This window comes from Paenibacillus apiarius, assembly GCF_017052585.1.
GTDB lineage: Bacteria > Bacillota > Bacilli > Paenibacillales > Paenibacillaceae > Paenibacillus_B > Paenibacillus_B apiarius.
In genome coordinates this window covers 1,482,563-1,500,830 of record NZ_JAFFHZ010000001.1, presented here as the reverse complement: position 1 = coordinate 1,500,830, position 18,268 = coordinate 1,482,563, and the positions used below count along the sequence as shown (strand labels likewise).

The 18,268-nt window shown below is 47.2% G+C and carries 16 protein-coding genes and 1 other annotated feature; of the genes, 11 read left to right on the top strand and 5 right to left on the bottom strand.

Translation table 11 applies throughout. The features are described from left to right. The first annotated feature begins 724 nt into the window (after window positions 1-724). From JSQ80_RS29440 to JSQ80_RS06825, 9 genes are all read left to right on the top strand, one after another. Window positions 725-979: a methyl-accepting chemotaxis protein gene (locus JSQ80_RS29440; protein ID WP_272491086.1), complete on the top strand. Its 255-nt coding sequence runs from the start codon at window positions 725-727 to the stop codon at window positions 977-979. A gap of 22 nt (window positions 980-1,001) precedes the next feature. Next, the gene (locus JSQ80_RS06860; protein WP_206094825.1) at window positions 1,002-1,274 is read left to right on the top strand and encodes a helix-turn-helix transcriptional regulator; all 273 of its coding nucleotides are present in this window, start codon (window positions 1,002-1,004) and stop codon (window positions 1,272-1,274) included. Window positions 1,275-1,370: 96 nt separating this feature from the next. After that, window positions 1,371-1,591 (top strand) — a binding site (T-box leader). An 84-nt stretch (window positions 1,592-1,675) separates the two neighbouring features. After that, entirely contained in the window at window positions 1,676-2,935 is a 1,260-nt protein-coding gene (gene tyrS / locus JSQ80_RS06855) for a tyrosine--tRNA ligase (RefSeq protein ID WP_087431939.1), read from the top strand. A 51-nt stretch (window positions 2,936-2,986) separates the two neighbouring features. Continuing rightward, on the top strand, window positions 2,987-3,697 hold the full coding sequence (locus JSQ80_RS06850) for a protein rep (protein WP_206094824.1): 711 nt from the start codon (window positions 2,987-2,989) through the stop codon (window positions 3,695-3,697). A gap of 783 nt (window positions 3,698-4,480) precedes the next feature. After that, window positions 4,481-5,890 (top strand): tyrosine-tyramine antiporter, encoded by a 1,410-nt coding sequence (gene tyrP / locus JSQ80_RS06845; protein WP_087431941.1) that lies wholly within the window; start codon window positions 4,481-4,483, stop codon window positions 5,888-5,890. A 76-nt stretch (window positions 5,891-5,966) separates the two neighbouring features. Continuing rightward, a complete protein-coding gene (gene tdc / locus JSQ80_RS06840) occupies window positions 5,967-7,829 on the top strand; it encodes a tyrosine decarboxylase (RefSeq protein ID WP_206094823.1) in 1,863 nt (620 codons plus the stop codon). 89 nt (window positions 7,830-7,918) lie between these two features. After that, window positions 7,919-8,743, top strand: coding sequence for a bifunctional hydroxymethylpyrimidine kinase/phosphomethylpyrimidine kinase (thiD, locus tag JSQ80_RS06835; protein WP_206094822.1), 825 nt, complete (start codon window positions 7,919-7,921; stop codon window positions 8,741-8,743). A gap of 91 nt (window positions 8,744-8,834) precedes the next feature. Then, window positions 8,835-10,208, top strand: a complete 1,374-nt coding sequence (gene nhaC, locus JSQ80_RS06830; protein WP_087431944.1) for a Na+/H+ antiporter NhaC — start codon at window positions 8,835-8,837, stop codon at window positions 10,206-10,208. 354 nt (window positions 10,209-10,562) lie between these two features. Next, window positions 10,563-10,871, top strand: a complete 309-nt coding sequence (locus tag JSQ80_RS06825) for a YerC/YecD family TrpR-related protein (RefSeq protein WP_087431945.1) — start codon at window positions 10,563-10,565, stop codon at window positions 10,869-10,871. An 84-nt stretch (window positions 10,872-10,955) separates the two neighbouring features. On the opposite strand, the gene JSQ80_RS06820 is transcribed toward JSQ80_RS06825, so the two are convergent. The 5 genes from JSQ80_RS06820 to JSQ80_RS06800 all read right to left on the bottom strand — a co-directional run bounded on the left by JSQ80_RS06820 (window position 10,956) and on the right by JSQ80_RS06800 (window position 16,500). Beyond that, entirely contained in the window at window positions 10,956-11,738 is a 783-nt protein-coding gene (locus tag JSQ80_RS06820) for a MerR family transcriptional regulator (RefSeq protein ID WP_206094821.1), read from the bottom strand. Between the two features lie 66 nt (window positions 11,739-11,804). After that, window positions 11,805-13,430, bottom strand: coding sequence for an ABC1 kinase family protein (locus tag JSQ80_RS06815; protein ID WP_240463915.1), 1,626 nt, complete (start codon window positions 13,428-13,430; stop codon window positions 11,805-11,807). A 28-nt stretch (window positions 13,431-13,458) separates the two neighbouring features. Beyond that, window positions 13,459-13,788: a phasin family protein gene (locus tag JSQ80_RS06810; protein WP_087431948.1), complete on the bottom strand. Its 330-nt coding sequence runs from the start codon at window positions 13,786-13,788 to the stop codon at window positions 13,459-13,461. 227 nt (window positions 13,789-14,015) lie between these two features. Continuing rightward, complete coding sequence (gene pepV / locus JSQ80_RS06805; protein ID WP_206094819.1) at window positions 14,016-15,461, bottom strand: dipeptidase PepV; 1,446 nt, start codon at window positions 15,459-15,461, stop codon at window positions 14,016-14,018. Between the two features lie 169 nt (window positions 15,462-15,630). Then, window positions 15,631-16,500, bottom strand: coding sequence for a LysR family transcriptional regulator (locus tag JSQ80_RS06800; RefSeq protein WP_206094818.1), 870 nt, complete (start codon window positions 16,498-16,500; stop codon window positions 15,631-15,633). Window positions 16,501-16,631: 131 nt separating this feature from the next. Here JSQ80_RS06800 and JSQ80_RS06795 point away from each other — a divergent pair, with 131 nt between their 5' ends. Continuing rightward, window positions 16,632-17,819 (top strand): YbfB/YjiJ family MFS transporter, encoded by a 1,188-nt coding sequence (locus JSQ80_RS06795; protein ID WP_206094817.1) that lies wholly within the window; start codon window positions 16,632-16,634, stop codon window positions 17,817-17,819. A 49-nt stretch (window positions 17,820-17,868) separates the two neighbouring features. After that, window positions 17,869-18,231 (top strand): YybH family protein, encoded by a 363-nt coding sequence (locus tag JSQ80_RS06790; protein WP_206094816.1) that lies wholly within the window; start codon window positions 17,869-17,871, stop codon window positions 18,229-18,231. Window positions 18,232-18,268: the final 37 nt, after the last annotated feature.

The following is an 18,268-nucleotide window of genomic DNA, read 5'->3' as shown; positions in this document are numbered from 1 at the left end:
GGTAACGACACCGACCAGAAAAGGTGAACTCGTCCAAAAACAGGTGTGAATTTATGGGGTATTCTCCTGGGGATACAAATACCCGAGTCCACTTATAGCATGAGACTGGAAAATAAAAGATTAAGACCAGATGTGTTGCTGAGTTAACGGAGAGTTAGTATAAGTTCAAATGAACAGGGGTAACGTTTACTAGACAGGATTTAGCACTCATGAATATTCTATCTGATCGGAGAAAACAGCTAACCAGGAGGTCTATTGTTTTTTGTAAAACTGGGGCGTAAAGAAAGTATTTAGTTCTATTCAGCCGTTAGCAGTCTAAAAGCTGCTAGCGGCAATTTATTTAAGAACAAGCGTTGAAATTGACAGAAAAAAAATACACTATTTTAAAACAAGAACATAAGTTCTTGTTTTGGTTGTTAAACCTTGGGAATTACCTCCTTATAAGTAGGATGATAATATCAGTGAGGCTTTTTTTTATATTATTTTTTAGAACAAGGGATTTCCCATATAATTATCGTTCACAGAGCAACCGACTGAGATGATATGTTAGATCTATGTCAGATTTTTATGCTATCATGCCTCATTGTGATATTTGTTGGACATCCCATACATCGGATATATAATAGTTAGGCTCGACTTTAATTCATGGTTAATAAGGAAGCGGTGGTATTTTCTATCGTTCTGGCGTTATCGATAACGAATACATAGAGATGGCGGAGACGGCTTGGAGCACGCCCAATCACAGCAGCAGGCCCACTGCAAAGTGATGGATTTGAACAAAGTGGTTTTCGAAATTTATAATATGGGTAATGTGATGAGGGACATTTCGGAACAAAGCCATCTCCTTGGTTTACATGCGGCCATTGAAGCGGCGAGAGCGGGGGAACACGGGAGAGGATTTAATGTGGTGGCCGATGAAGTCCGGAAATTGGCGGGCAATTTTGCAAATGAGTTAGAATTGCTGAAAGCTGAAATTTAATGTTCACAAGAGGGACACCAGTATGAGTACAGAAGACGACGAACAATCCATGCCGATCACGGCAATGGAGCATGTGATTAGCTCTTTCGCCGATTGTTACCAACTGACGAAGCGGGAGAGCGAAATTATGCATCTTATGGTTACATACGGCTTTAGTAACAAGGAGCTTGCGAGGTATTGCATGATTAGCGAGAAAACGGTAAAAAACCATATCGAAAAAATTAGAAGCAAAGTGGGGGCAGGATCGACGAGACAGCTGTTATCCTCCTTCATCGTGCATCAATTTACGACCTAATCAAGCTTCTTTATTTTAAGGAGGGATACAAACGATAGTTTTATTTTAATTGACAAGTGTTCTTTTATTCACTATACTGTTCTGTAATCTTATATATGATATACGTTGAAAGAGCCCAGTAGCAGTTTGTCACTGTTTCCAGAAAGCTAGGGGAGATGCGACCTAGCACAAACAAACTTGCGAATTACACTCTGGAGTATCTTAGGTAATGCTAAGCGGATTGGCAATCGATACTATTGCCGAGAGTGGTATTTATAGCGACTGCAGCGCTATGAATGCAATTTGGGTGGTAACACGGTTAATCAATCGTCCCTATGTCTAGATAGACAATGGGGCGATTTTTTTTATTTATCAGCGTTTATCATACGTATAGGATACTTACAACAAAGGAGTTGGAAACCATGAATATTATCGAAGAACTCGAATGGCGCGACGCGATCAACCAACAAACAGATGCAGAAGGATTACGCGAATTGGTAAAAGAGAAGAAGATTTCTTTGTACTGCGGCGTCGATCCAACGGGCGATAGTATGCACATTGGGCACTTAATTCCGTTTATGATGATGAAACGCTTCCAGCTGGCCGGACACCGTCCCGTTATTTTGATTGGCGGAGCGACCGGAACAATCGGCGACCCAAGCGGACGTCAAACCGAACGTCAATTGCAAACATTAGAGCAGGTGCAGAAGAACGTTGAAGCTCTCACTGCACAAATGAAAAAGCTCTTCGATACAGATGGCAGCAATGAACTGAAAATGGTAAATAACTATGACTGGACACATAAAATAAACGTTATCGACTTTTTACGAGACTACGGGAAAAATTTCAGCGTCAACACGATGCTGGCCAAAGACATTGTAGCAAGCCGTCTCGATAGCGGTATTTCATTCACGGAGTTTTCATACCAAATTCTTCAGTCCATGGATTTCCATCATCTATACACAGAAGAAGATGTTCAATTGCAAATCGGCGGTGCCGATCAATGGGGCAACATCACAAGCGGTCTGGACTTGATTCGCAGAAAAGAAGGACCGGATGCGAAGGTATTCGGATTAACCATTCCATTAATGTTAAAAGCGGACGGAACCAAATTCGGTAAAACGGCGGGCGGGGCCGTATGGTTGGACGCCAACAAAACAACGCCATTCGAATTCTACCAGTTCTGGGCCAACACGGATGATCGTGACGTCATTAAATACTTGAAATTCTTCACCTTCCTAGACAAAGCGGCGATTGACGAATTAGAAGCCAAGGTGAAAACAGAGCCTCATAAACGTGAAGCGCAAAAAGTATTGGCGGAGGAAATGACCAAGTTTGTGCACAGTGAAGAACTGTTGACTCAAGTCAAGAAAATTACGGCAGCATTATTCAGCGGAGATATTAAATCGTTGACAGCGGATGAAATCGAGCAAGGCTTTAAGGATATGCCTACGTTCCATGCGCCGAAAGAAACGAAAAATATTGTGGAATGGCTGGTCGAGTTAGGCATTGAGCCTTCCAAGCGCCAGGCGCGGGAAGATATTGCGAACGGGGCCATCTCCATGAATGGCGAACGAGTAAATGATGTGAACATGGATGTGACCGTGGAGAACTCATTCGATGGCAGATTCATCATTATCCGCAAAGGCAAAAAGAACTACAGCCTAGTGAAATTAGGGTAATCGAGCAGCTGTATTCAACGATTGGTCATGGAGTGAAAGCGAGGGTTAATCATGCTTGTATCGTGGAAACGCTCGTTACAATTAGCATATTATAACCACTGCATGATAGCGAAAGTGAACAAAGAAAAACAAGTCAATTGGTTGATAGTAGAGCTGGGCATGGAACATGTGGCAGAAGAACGTATCAATCAAGAGCTTGATAATATGTTAATTGGATTCAATCGGCTGTTTAAGTATAAGAGTATAAAGCAAGCTACACTTGGTTATTTTCGGATGCTGGATATTGTGAAGCGGGGGGATGAATATTATCCCCGAATCCATATCTTGCTCCCCGCTATAAAAAGTTATTTTCAAGGCAGATATTATATAAAATATGATAACTGGTTATCTATGTGGAGCAAGGCATTGGATATTGAAAATAACTTGTTTGTAAAGGTAAAAGCCGTTAATTCCAAGTGTGATGCTGCTGCGGTTATGATGAAGATGAAAAAAGGGTTATCATTGTTGCACAAAGCTGCGGAAAGCAAGAATACCGCGAAAAAAAGCACACCTATTGCATCGCGAAGATTAATAGGATACAGCAGACTGTTAAAAGATGAGATGGATCAAATCGGATTCGATAACGGCTTTGCTCCAGAGATGGATGCATTGCATACCGAAGATTCAATTGCGAATCGGGCATTTGACAGGATGTTGGAATGGCATCCGGGCTTGCGATCAGAAGCGAGCAACCCTTTTTTTTCTTCTAATAACCCTTTATAATCTTTCCATTGAGGGACTGTCCCCTAGCCATGAAAGTGGCTGCGGACTAGTCCCTTTTCGCTTCTTTTACCAATCTCCCATATAATCAGGAAAGCTGCCCCAGAGACTCCCTTGGTTGAGCCGGTTTCTTTAAAAAAAAAACATTTCCAAATCCTAACTCCAACTCGAATTAAAACAATTTTGAAACATTAAAATTTGATTGAAAAATATAAGAAAAATAGGTTAATTCCCCTATTCTTCATGTGCCCGGCTGCAAATCAATACATATCCTTCGTCTGCATAAGTATGCCTCCCGCTCTCCTGCACCTATCAACACTTTTATCTATTCGCCTGACGGCACGGATAATGTAAATGGCAAAAAAAGAGCGCTGAACCGATAAGCACGTTTCTTATAATCATTAATATTAATTCATATAAATACATTATTAATTAATCGTTGAATTCATAACCGCTTTTGCCCATAAAAGCGGTTATCGTTTAAAGCCTTTATCAATGGAGTAGTAAAAGCTTTAAAGTAAATAATAATTAGATTCTGGAAAATCAATGAAAAGCCTTGGTACTAAAGGGGTGTTAAGAGATTGACACAACAAAAATAGAGGCGTAAACTGGCGTTGTTCAAGTTAATCGATTAACAATTGCATATCAAGATTATCGTAACGAGAGGTGAAGGCGAGAAAGAACCCAACACGTTCGTTATACATTTCCCCATGCATGTGAATTATTTCTCTAATTTTTGAGAGAGTTTGAAATAAAGAATTGAATAGCAGAAAGAAGGACAGATCTATGGCCAATTCAAAAAGACTAACGCTGTTCGGGTTAATCGGTATTACGATGGCGTTCTTTGGCACTGTTCGCAGTGTGCCGACGCTTTCCATTACAGGTTGGACCCAAATCTTCTACATGCTCGTTGCAGCGGTGTTATTTGCACTGCCGATTGCGCTCATGTCAGCCGAGCTTTCAACCGGATTCCCCGAAGAAGGGGGACCTCAAGTTTGGGTGAAGAAGGCTTTGGGTGAAAAATGGGGGTTCGTAACCTCTTGGTTATTATGGGTCCAAATGTTTTTCGGCATGGTAATGGTCTCTTCAACGGTAGGCGTGCTGTTCGGATATGTCATTGACATGCCGGAGCTGTCTTCGAACAATTACTTTATTTTTGCGGTTATCCTCATTTCTTACTGGGGGGTAACATTATTAAATCTCAAATTCGATATGGTTAAGATTTGCGGTAATTTGGGTTCGGTTATCGGGGTCTATATTCCGTTTGTAATACTGGTCATTTTGGGTGTCATGTACATGTTCAAAAACGGAATCCAGCCGAACAGCTATTTGGGAAATTTCGAATGGAAAGATTTAGTGCCGAACTTCGGAGAATTGGGAAGCTTGTCTTATTTGTCGGGCATTATCTTCATCTTCGCGGGTGTTGAAATCTCATCCGTGCATGCGAACAATATCGAGAATCCGAAACGCAATTATCCAATTGCCGTTATTGCTTCCGTTATCTTGCTCGTTATTTTTAACCTTGTTGCCGGCTTGACGGTATCGAACGCAGTGCCGCAGGGGCAATTGGAGCTTGCCAATATTACGCAGCCTTATCTTATCTTTTGTGAAAATTTAGGCATACCATCTATCTTTGTCAATATTATCTCGGCCATGATTTTGATTGGGGTATTAGTGCAGCTGAGCGCATGGGTGCTGGGACCAAGCAAATCCATGATCAAAGTTGCGGATGAAGGCAATCTGCCGAAGTTTTTCCAAAAGAGAACCAAAAAAGATATTCCAATCACCTTTGTCATGATACAAGCGATTGTTATTTCATTAGTAGCTGTCCTGTACGTAGTTGTGCCGGATGTCAACAGCGCGTTTCTAATCATTACGATTACGACGACCATTCTTTATTGTGTCGTATACGCATTAATTGCTGTCTCCGCGATTCGCTTGCGTTACAAATTGCCTGAGATTGAGAGACCTTTCCGATTGGGAAGCAAGGGCAACGGATTAATGTGGTTTGTCTCGATTCTATCCCTGCTAAGTGTTGTGATCACGATTACGGTCAGCATCATTCCGCCATCGATTCTTAAGCCTAGTCAATACACGGGATACATTATCTATCAAGTGGGGGCTACTATCGTAATGGTCGGTATCGCTCTTATTATTCACAAGTGCAAAAAGCCGGAGTGGAAAAAAAGTGAGTAATCACTAGTTAACCAGATAACATCAAGTTTCATATATTCCGTTAACAATCAAATTGAACATATTGGAGGAACTGAACATGAATTATCAAATGCCAGAGATCAATCTAAAAGCGCTCTTCCTGGGTGACAAAGGTGAAAATGTTGATTTATTCAAAGAACTGCTGCTTAAAGTAGTGGACGAGCATGTGGGCTGGCGTCAAAACTACCAACCGCAAGACTTGCCGGTTATTACTCCATATGATAAAAGTTCGAAGAGCTTCCAAGACACTACCGACCATGTGCGCAGCGTATTTAATGAGTTATCTTCCAAGCTGCGGACAGAATCGCTGCCATGGCACACAGCAGGCCGTTTCTGGGGACACATGAATTCGGAAACGTTGATGCCTTCCATTATTGCTTATACAGCCGCCATGTTATGGAATGGCAATAACGTAGCGTATGAATCTTCACCAGGCACATCTCAAATGGAAGAAGAAGTCGGACATGAATTAGCTACGCTTATGAGCTATGAAAAAGAAAAAGGCTGGGGACATATTTGCGCGGACGGTTCGATCGCGAACTTGGAAGGTCTCTGGTATGCAAGAAACATGAAGTCGCTGCCGCTTGCCATCAGAGAAGTAGCGCCTGAATATGTAGCAGGCAAATCGGAGTGGGAGTTATTGAATATGTCGACGGAGGAAATCCTCGCCATCATGGATCAAATTCCTGACAAGCTTGATGAAGTGAAGGCTCACTCTGCTCGCAGCGGTAAACACCTCAATAAATTGGGAAAATGGTTGATTCCGCAAACGAAGCATTATTCTTGGCTGAAGGCTGCCGACATTATCGGCACGGGGCTTGATTGCGTAGAAGCTATCGATGTAGATGATCATTACCGCATGGATATTGCCAAGCTCGAAGCTAAAATTCGTGAATTGGCCGCGCAAGAAATTCCGGTTCTTGGTGTAGTGGGTGTAATCGGAACAACGGAAGAAGGCCAAGTGGACCGCATTGATAAAATGGTAGAGCTGCGGGAGAAGCTGGCCAAGGAAGGAATCTATTTCTACATCCATGTGGATGCCGCTTATGGCGGATATGCCCGCGCCATCTTCTTGGACGAACACAATGAATTTATCGATTTCGAAAAAATCGATGAAGTATATGAAAAATATAACGTGTTTACAGAGAAAAACGAGTGGCTGACCAAAGATATTTACAATTCGTTCAAAGCGATGAACCAAGCGGAAACCATCACCATCGATCCGCACAAAATGGGATATATTCCTTACTCTGCCGGCGCGATTGTTATTAAAGACAGCAGAATGCGCGATGCCATCTCCTACTTTGCAACCTATGTTTTCGAGAAAGGCGCGGACATTCCTGCATTGCTGGGCGCTTATATTCTTGAAGGCTCAAAAGCAGGCGCAACTGCAGCAGCCGTCTGGACAGCTCATAAAGTCTTGCCATTAAACGTAACCGGCTATGGTAAATTAATCGGCGCGAGCATCGAAGGTTCTTATCGTTTCTACGAATTTTTGAAAAATAAACAATTTAAAGTTGGCGATAAAACAATCCGAGTATATCCGCTGACAAAACCCGACTTCAACATGGTCGACTATGTTTTCAACGAGGAAGGCAATACCGACTTGGAAAAAATGAATAAATTAAACCATGATTTCTTTGACTATGCTTCTTATGTTAAAGGCGGATTATACAACAACGAATTCATTACTTCCCATACGGATTTTGCTATTCCTGACTATGGCAATAGCCCGCTTCCATTTGTTAAAAGTCTTGGCTTCAGCGAGAAAGAGTGGGAACGCGAAGGCAAAGTCACCGTGCTGCGCGCTTGCGGATTATCTCCATATGCTCATGACAAAGCCGTCTTCGACGAATATGCGGCTAAGATTGAAAAAGCGATACAAGACAAGCTTGAAACGATTTACAAAGAAATGAAATAAGTAAAAAGGACACGTGAATGCGTAACGATAGGGATGTTGTTGCGCATTCACCCTTTATTTCAATTCCTACGGGGCAGGGAGTGCTTGAAATGACTATCAAAAAAGTTTTGACGGTTGCAGGCTCTGATTCAAGCGGGGGAGCAGGACTGCAGGCGGATCTCAAAACGTTCGAAGAATACGGTACTTTTGGTTTATCTGCCATTACGGCTATCGTCACCATGGATGCTGATAATCATTGGCATCATCATGTTCATCCAATTGCTTCAGAGCTTGTGCATGAGCAAGTGACAACGATTTTCTCCGGCGGTTCATTGGATGCCATGAAAACGGGAATGCTCGGATCGGTTGATACAATTAAACTCGTAAGCAATGTCATAGACAAATATGATGTGAAAAGTGTAGTAATAGATCCGGTGATGGTATGCAAAGGGGAAAATGAACTGGTGCAGCCCGAAAATGGACAGGCCATGCGCGAGTATCTGTTGCCAAGAGCAACGATTGTAACGCCTAATTTATTCGAAGCAAGCCAATTATCCGGCATGGCCAAGGTAAGCACGGTAGCCGACATGAAAGAAGCTGCGAAAAGAATTATCGAGCTTGGCGCGGAACATGTCGTGATTAAAGGCGGGAAATCGCTAGAGGATCAGAATGCGATCGACTTGTTGTATGATGGCTCCGAGTTCACGCTGTATGAATCGGAGAAGATTCATACGAATCACAATCACGGCGCCGGATGCACCTTTGCCGCGGCTATTGCAGCAGGACTTGCCAAGGGGCTATCCGTGGAAGCGGCAGTTGCGAAAGCAAAAGCTTTCACTGCCGAGGGCATCAGATCCGGCTTCGCTTTTAATCAATTCGTGGGACCTGTCTGGCACGGAGCATACAATAAAGCGGATCAACGCCTGCTTCAATAAGATCGAATTATTGTTTATGTCCAATCTATAACCCACTTCTCAATGACTGCATGTTGAATAGATGGTCATTAAATGATAAGGAGTATATGATATGAAAAAAGATGTTACGCTAAAAGAAAGCATGTTTCTTTTAGTTGTGTTATTGGCGATCATAGGAACTTGCATTATAGGCTTAGGCTTATCTCCTCAAGTTCCTATTTTGATTTCATTGGGTGCCGTTATCTTATTCGCGAAGTTTAAAGGCGTTTCTTGGGAAATTATTCACAAGGGAATTCAAAACGGCATCATGCCTGGTTTGATTCCGATCCTCATCTTTATGCTGATTGGCGCTTTGATAAGCGTCTGGATTGCTGCAGGAACGATTCCGACGATTATGGTTTATGGTTTTGGAATTTTATCTGCTAAGTTCTTTTTACCTTCCGTCTTTGTCATTTGCGCGCTTGTAGGAATCACCGTAGGGAGCTCCTTCACGACGATTTCGACAGTTGGCATTGCCTTCTTCGGCATGGGGCAAATCATGGGATACCATTCGGCGCTAACGACGGGAGCCATCATCTCCGGCGCCTTCTTGGGCAATAACATATCACCTTTATCCGATACAACGAACTTGGCTTCTGCTATAGCAGAGGTGGATTTATTCGATCATATTCGGAACATGATGCGGACCATGATTCCATCCTTCATTATTTCGCTCGTCTTCTTCGGAGTTGCCGGTCACGCAAAGGTCTTGTCGACAGGGGCTCAAATTGATGAGCTGGTTAACACCTTACATTCCTCTTTTACTATATCGGCGGTCACTTTGATTCCGGTATTGGTGCTATTTCTTTGCGCTTGGAGAAAAATACCGGCTATCCCGACTTTATTGTTAAGCATTGCCAGTACGATCTGCATTACTTATATCTATCATCCACACACGAGCTTTGTTGAGATTTCCAATCTGATGCAAGATGGATTTATTTCGCATACAGGGGTAGAGAGCGTAGATGTCCTGCTTACTCGCGGCGGTATGCAAAGCATGATGTGGTCTGTTTCCCTTATCCTGCTTGCGTTATCTCTCGGAGGGTTGTTAGTCGAGCTCAACATTATCAAAACCCTGATATCCAAAATTTCGGCATTCGTAAGCACAAAAGGAAAATTAATTTTAATGACCGCGTTATGCGCCATTGGAATTAACATTCTTCTCGGAGAACAGTATTTATCCATTATTTTGCCGGGAGAAGCCTTCAAACCCCAATTTGAAGAACTCAATCTCCATCCAAGAAATCTTTCCGGAATCGTGGCCAATGCCGGGGCAGCCTTCAATGCGCTTATCCCATGGGGTGTCAGCGGCGTATTCATTACGGGCACCTTGGGTGTATCTACATTGGAATATCTTCCATTCGCAATATTCTGTATCATCGCTCCGGTGATTAATATTTTGCTCGGGTTCCTTATCAAAGAAAAAAAATCATGTAGAACCGCTTGATCGGATGTGCGGATCTGTCCTTTATAAGGGGAGGTCCGCGTTTTGCCCTACGATCGATTTGCAGCGTTTTCATGCGGAAAATGAGTGATAAAATTTCCTAAATCATGTTTTTTTGTAATATATGGATTAATTACGCGCGCAAGAAATAGTGATATAATATGTAATGCCTATTTAAAAATTAAATATTGTTGTATTTATTGGTGAAAAAAATCACACTTTTCGGGTTGAACTTGGCGAATATTTCACCGATTTTCTAATCAAAATAAATATGTTATTGTAAACGACCTTTCGATTATATACCTCAAGATGAAGCAAGTTTTACAGCATACGGCAATTACTCCAGGAGGTAGACACATGTTAATAGATGAACTGAAAGGAAAAGCGTTGGATGAATTTTTTGAGGGAATTATGACACTCGAAACCGTTGAAGAGTGTTATTCTTTTTTTGATGACTTATGTACCGTGAATGAAATCAAAACGTTGTTTCAAAGATTTCAAGTTGCCAAAATGCTGTACAATCACCATACATACAGCGAGATTGAGGCCGAGGCCTGCGCAAGCACGGCAACGATCTCCCGCGTGAAGCGTTCCCTTCATCACGGTAACGATATGTATGATGTCGTGTTTAAGCGGATGCAGAATAAAAAAAATTCAGAAAAGTGATGGGGCCCCGTCATGTTTGCTGGCGGGCAAATGAATAGAGCCTTAGAACCGATTCTAAGGCTCGCGCATTTGGATAATAGCACCTTATCTATCGGCAGGAGTCAGCTTCTCTTCGGTATCACAATAGATGTGCATCGCTTCCCGCATAAATTGGGCCAAGCCCGGCTGGTATTGATCGATGCTCTTCGTGAAGCGAGCGTCAGCAACGTACAAATCGCCGAGGCCGCGGAACACATCGAGCGTGCAATCATAGAAGTTGCTCGTAATATGACGTCTCCATTCGCCGATGGCCTCCTGGACCTGCGGGTCTGCGGGACCCCGATCCATCGCAGCGATGATTTTGTTGTATATGGCCGCTTGGCTCGCCATAATCGCGGCCCAGTCGTCTTTACCATACTTGGATGTCCGATCCATTGTGCGATCGACGATATCACGACCATATTTCTCGCGCGCTTCTTCGGCATATTTCTTTTGGTGCGCCTCGATGTCTGCCATATCGAAGCCCTCGAACATCTCTTTCTTTTCCATATCTATACCTCCTTCTAAAGATACTATCGTTCGCTCGACCGTGCGAATAATCTCCTCAAGCCGTTCTCTCTTCTTGAGAAGCAGCTCCCGGTGCGACTGCAGAGCATGCTTCCGATCAAAATTCGGCTGGCCTACAATTCGCTTAATATCCTCCAACGTGAAGCCGATCTCCTTGAAGAACAAGATCTGCTGCAGCATCTCCAAATTGCCGTCCGAATACAGTCTGTATCCTGCCGGGGTGACGGTGTCCGGCTTCAGAAGCCCAATCTCATCATAGTGATGGAGCGTGCGCACGCTGATTCGGACCCAATCGGCCACTTCTTTTACTTTGTACGCCATCCGCCTCACCTCCTTGCCTTTATCGTAATCTATCACGTTACGTTAGGGTCAACAGTTTTGTGCCGCTTAAAATCTGCCGGATTTGAAAATCCCGTACAGCAGCCACAGAAACATGAAGGCAGCGACCACGAATCCGATCTCGATCGCGGGAACATCCCATAGCAGCGTCGGCTTTCTGGTGAGCGAGGAACCGACAATGAGCCCGACCATAATGATGCTGAAGGCGAGCAGCACGATGCTGAAGGAGAGCCGGTTGCTAATCTGATCGAGCTTATGCAGCGCATGATCCAGTTCCGGCAATTCGACTTCGACTCTTACTTTGCCGCTGCTCAGGATGCGGGCAAGCTGATTGGCCTGCTTCGGCAGATCAGTCAGCGCCTGCAGGAAGTCGGAAGCTCCGCCGAGCAGCTTTTTCCGGACCCTGCGGGGACTGTATTTTTCCAATAGCAGTTTGCGCCCGAATGGCTCCGCCATATCCAGAATGCTGAGCGTCGGGTCCAGCTCCTCCACGACGCCTTCCATCGTAATGAGCGCCTTCGCCAGCATAATAAGATCGGGAGGAAGCGTAATCCGGTGCCGCTGGGCGACCGCAAACAGATCGTGGAGCGACTGCCCCAGGCTGATGTCGGTAAAAGGAATGTCGTAATACTGCGCGCGCAGCCGATCCAGATCCCGCTTCAGCTGCGTCATATCGGTGCGGTCTGGGACGACGCCAAGCCCTGCAATCGCCCGGATGATCCCGCTTGTCCGCTGCCTCATCAAGGAGATGATGAGGTCTGATAAATAATCCTTCATGTCGCCATTCAAGCGGCCGACCATCCCGAAGTCGAGAAAGGCCAATCTGCCGTCATCCAATACAAGCAGATTGCCGGGATGCGGATCGGCATGGAACAAGCCTTCGATGAACATTTGGTGGAGCATCGCATGGACGAAGCGTTCGGCTAGTGCCTTCAAATCATGCCCTTGTGCGGCGATGTCCTCGTGCCGGCTCAATTTTACGCCTTGCACATATTCCATCGTGAGCACGCGAGAGGAGGTATGCTGCCAATAAATCCGGGGGATATGTATGCCTTGCACATGCAGGAACTGCCGTGCGATCTTTTCTGTATTGCGTCCTTCGTGGTTGTAGTCCAGCTCCGCCTTCATCGATTTGGAGAATTCCGCGATCATTTGCGGAATCTGATATTCCGCCACCCATGCCCAGCGTCTCTCGGCGATGGCGGTCAAGCCCTTGACAATCTCCAGATCGCGCTCGATGACAGGATGAATGCCCGGCCGTTGCACTTTAATCGCTACCGCTTCCCCGCCGTGCAGCTTGGCCAGATGCACCTGGCCAATGGAAGCCGCCGCCACCGGTTCATCATCGAAGGAACTGAAGACGTCTCCGATGGGCCTATTGAGCTCCGCTTCAATGATGCGGCGCGCTTCGTGCGCCGGGAAGGGGGGAACCTGATCCTGCAGCTTGACCAGCTCCCGGATGACGGAGTCCGGGAACAAGTCGGAGCGAGTGCTGAGCAGCTGCCCCAGCTTGATGAAGGCCGGACCAAGCTCTTCCAATACTAACCGAATCCGTTCTCCTACCGTCTTCGTCTCCGGCGCTTCGCGCGTAATCAGGCGGCGGGGGAGCGACAGCACCTGGAAGAGCCCCATTTCCTCGACCATATAGCCAAAGCCATGACGCATAAGCGCCATGGCGATGTCCCGGTAGCGGCGGGTATGTCTAATCCACACGATCCTGCTCCGCTTCCGTCTCCAAGCGGGCGAGACGAGCCTCCAATTCGGCGATGCGCGCTTCCAACGCGGCCAGTTCGGACTTTGCCGCCACGTCCATGTCCTGTAATTTGCGCTTCACTTGCTCTTGAATCATCGTTTTGAACTCGGCTTGTTCTTTCTCGCCTTTTTCGATGAGCCGGTTCATCCATTCTTTGGATTCTGCAGGCGCGAGCTCCCCGCGCTTCACCAGTTCGTCCACGAGGCTTTCCACCTTTTCCTTGCTGGCCATTGTCAGGCCCCAACCGAGCGAGACGGCTTTTTTCAACAAGTCACTCATGCGTTTTCCCTCCTATTCTCATCCTGCATTGGATTTTATGCAACGAACCGGGCGCGTATTTCTCTTTACGGCAGGCTTCATTGGAATTGCTTCAGAAAGATAGTGATATCTGTAGTATACCCGTGGATCTTTCCAATATTTCGGGTTATGCAGCAAAAGAGGCCGCCCTTCGTCATTCATTGACGTAAGGAGCAGCCTCGCAAGCTAGTTTTCTGTTACGGAATGCATTAGGAATCCAAGTTGGCCAATTCGTAGATCGCTCTGGCATAGATGGCGGCCGCTTTCAACAAGTCGTCGATTTCGATGTGCTCATCCACTTGATGCGCCGTCTCTTCCCTGCCGGGGAAGAGGGCGCCGAAGGCGACACCATTGTCCATGAAGGCCGCGTACGTGCCGCCGCCGGTCGTGAGCAGTGTCGGTTCCAGCTTCGTCTCTTCCTCGTATACCTTTTGCAATATCTTGATCATGGGATGGCTTTGGTCCACATGATGGGGTTGCTTCAGATCCAGATCATCATCCATCACGATATTGTAGGGAGCCATTTTCGCTTCAAGCATTGCGAGGATGTCGTCGCATTGCTGCGTAACAGGGAAGCGGATGTTCAAGTGAAAGAACGGTTCGATCTCCGCTCCATATTCGAAAATGCCTGCATTTACAGTCAGGGGACCAGTAATGTCATCCTGGAACTGAATGCCGAGCGCCGCGCCCAGATGGTCGTCGACCAGATGCTGGCCAATGAAGCCGATGTACCGCTCGGCATCAGGCTGGAAGCGGTAATCCCGCAGGAAGCGGACAAGCTTCAATGCGGCATTGATGCCGACGTGCGGCTCCATGCCGTGCGCGGACTTGCCCTTCATCCCGAGCTCTATCCGGCCATCCTTCACCTCTGCGGTGCCGTTCAGCTTCTGTTCGGCGCAGTAGGCTTGGAATTGTTCCGCCATGTCCGCAAGAGCAGACGCTTCACCCGCTACGGTCGCTGCAGCCGATTCCGGGACCATGTTGGCGATGCCGCCGCCATGGAAGGCAATCAATTCGAATCGAGTTCCGTCCGCTGGATCTGCTGCTTCGGAGGAGCCGCCACTCCGCTTCAGGAGAAATTTCGTGTTGATTTGCCCCTTCTCCGCATGGGTAATCGGGAAGTCGGCATCCGGCGCAAAGCCGGCCATGGGCATCTTCTCGCGCTGCGTATACGTCTTCATGCATTCCATGCCGCTCTCTTCGTCGGTGCCGAATATAATCCGCACGTTATGCTTTAACGGCAGCCCCAGTTCTTTTACGATTTTCAGACCATAGAAGGCTGCGAGCGTAGGGCCTTTGTCATCAATCGCGCCGCGCGCGTACAGCTTGCCGTCACGGACATCGGGTTGGAACGGCGGCGTAGTCCATTGGCCAGTGGCCGGAACGACGTCCAAATGGCACAGCACGCCGATATACTCGCCGCTGTCGGAATCCCCGTATTCGGCATATCCGACGTAGCCGTCCAGATTGTTGACGCGGAACTGCTCGCGTCGGGACAGCTCCAGAATATAATCAAGCGCCCGGGCGATTTCCTGGCCCATCGGCTGTCCAGGTCCGCTGGTGCTGGTGTCCTTGACGCTTTCAAAACGGAGCAGCCCTTTCAAATCATTCAACAGCTCGTCTTGTCTTGCGGTAACTTCAGCCATCCAATTCATTATTGTGCACTCCTTATTCCATTGTCGTGAAAAATTGTTCGTGACATAAGCATGGCCCGAGCAATTCAATCCATTTAAGTATAGCATGGCGCAAAACGTTTGCAGTCAAGCAAAAGGAAATATTGCCATGAAGGAGCCGCTTGGCTTTGAAAGTCCGCGGCAGCTGTTCTCACGGCTGCTCATCTTGGCACATCGAGACGAACCTGTTGAACGCGGCGGTCTTTACGATGTCTTTATGATAGATGAATCGGGTCGTGACGCTCCCGGCGGTTCCAGGCAGCGGGTACCGGGCCAGGTCATGATTCCGATCGAGCTGATCGACTACGGATTCGGTCAGCATGGACATGCCCAACCCGGCTTTGACACAGCCGATAATTCCCTCGAGCGTGTTCAGCTCCATCGTTCTGTTCGGAACGATGCCCTCGGCACGCAGCCAATCCTCCATCGTTGTGCGGTAGAAGCAGCCGGACTTGAACACGATCAAGTTATGCCGCTTCAAATCGTCCCGGACGAGACGGGACGTCAAGTTCCTGGGCACGACGAACACCAATTTCTCCTTGAAGACGGGTATTTCACATAAGGAGGGATGATTGGCTTCCCCGGCAATAAATGCGCCTTCGATTTCACGGTTCAACACCATTTTGACAAGCTCGCTCGTTCTGTCCGTATGCAGGAGCAGCTCAACCTCCGGATATCGGGCGCCATAAGCGGCCAGCAGCGGGGGCAGGCGCACGGCGGCCGCCGTTTCCATCGCGCCGATAGCCAACGGGCCTCGCGGGGAGTTCGAGTGAATAATTGCTTTCTTGGATTCATCGATGAGCTGAAGGATTTGTTCAGTATAGGCCATAAGCGCCTTGCCGGTTGACGTCAGCGTCACACCGTGCCGATGGCGATAGAAGAGCAGTGTCTCGTACTCCTGCTCGAGCCGCTTGATTCGGGCGGTAATGTTCGATTGGACGAAGTTGAGCGTTTCCGCCGCTTTGGATATGCTCTGTTCCCGGGCGACAACGTGAAACGTATATAAATCCTCGATGTTCATCGCGTTCTCCTCGCAATCCTGATATCAAAATAATTGATATGAAACATGAAAATATATCATTTTACTAACCAGTTTAGCATCCTTATGATGAGGAGAAAGGGGAAATTATAAATAAAGGTGATGTTTTTACTATGGGAAATCGGGTGGACAGCAATCATCCGGCCTATCTTCTTGCAGGGGGAATGCTCTCTCTCATTATTGTGATGGGCATCGGCAGATTCGCCTATACTCCGCTCTTGCCTCTGATGACGCATAATGCGGGATTGTCCGAGACAGGGGCTGGTTATCTGTCATCGTATAATTATATTGGTTATCTGCTCGGATCTTTAGCCGCGGGCATGCTGCCTTGGCGCAGAGGCAAGGTATTTCACTTGAAGCTCTATCTGCTTGCCAACGTGCTGACGACGGCGCTGATGGGCGTTGCGGGCGAGTTCGTGTCATGGTCTGTCCTGCGCTTCGTGTCAGGCTTCAGCAGCGGGCTTGTATTCGTCTTTGCTTCCGGGATCGTGTTGGACGGGTTGGCCCGGCGCGGGCGTTCGTCCTGGTCCGGTTGGCTCTTCAGCGGCGTCGGGTTGGGGATCATGCTGAGCGGATGGATCGTGCCCGTGTTGAACGGGTTCGGAGGGTGGAAATGGGCGTGGGGCGGGCTTGGCTGTGTATCGATGCTGCTGGGTTCATTCCCGCTGCTGTTTCTTAAGGAACCGCAGACAGCATGCGGCGAAAACGAGCGGATCGAGCGGGATTATCAGGACATCGCAGGTAACCGTGGCATGCTGATGCGCCTTATTGTCGCATACGGCTGCGAAGGCATGGGCTATATTGTCAGCGCCACATTTTTAGTGGCCATCGTGGATCAAATACCGGAGGTTAGCGAATTTTCCGCTTTGAGCTGGGTATTCGTCGGTCTGGCGGCTGCTCCCTCCTGTTGGCTGTGGAGCTGGACAGAGAAGAAGTATGGCAGCATGCAGGCACTATACGCGGCCTTTTGCGCTCAAATTTTCGGGGTCATTCTGCCTGTCCTTTTTCCGAATGCAGTGGGCGTATTGACAGGCGCTTTTTTATTCGGAGCGACGTTTATGGGGATTACGATGCTGACCATGTCGTTAGTCCGGCGCATGTTTCCGCAGGCGAGCAGCACGATTATCGGCTATGCAACGGCAGTCTATGGGGCCGGACAGATCATCGGACCGATCGTTACCGGTGTATTGATGGCGCACACCGGAAGCTACGATGGCGCGCTTGTGTTCGCGTCGCTGACGCTCCTGTGCGGATTGATCGTGCTGGTGACGGGACATGAAAGAGTGCAGGCGGCAGGCTGATTTTGCTATAATATTTGGAAAAGGATGATAGACGGAGGAGGGCTTTATTTTGGATTATAAAGATACACTTGCCCAGTACATCGCAGCGACGAACACGCATGATTTTTCCAATGTCCAACCACTGCTCGATCCCGCTGCCGTATATTGGTTTACGGACAAGACCTGCACATCGCTGGAAGAGATAAAAAACTATTTCGAACAGGCATGGCAGACGATCCAAGAGGAAGTATACAGTGCAGTGGACGTAACATGGATCGCGGCTGGGAAAGACGTGGCCGTATGCACCTATACGTATAAATGGGAAGGGTACTACAAAGGCGAGTGGAGAGAAGGCTGCGGCCGCGCCACGAATGCGTTCAAGCGCGCAGACGGCGGGTGGAAGCTCGTGCACGAGCATTTGAGCCCGCTATAACCGGCAGGGCGAATCATAGACATTGCAATTTCGTGAT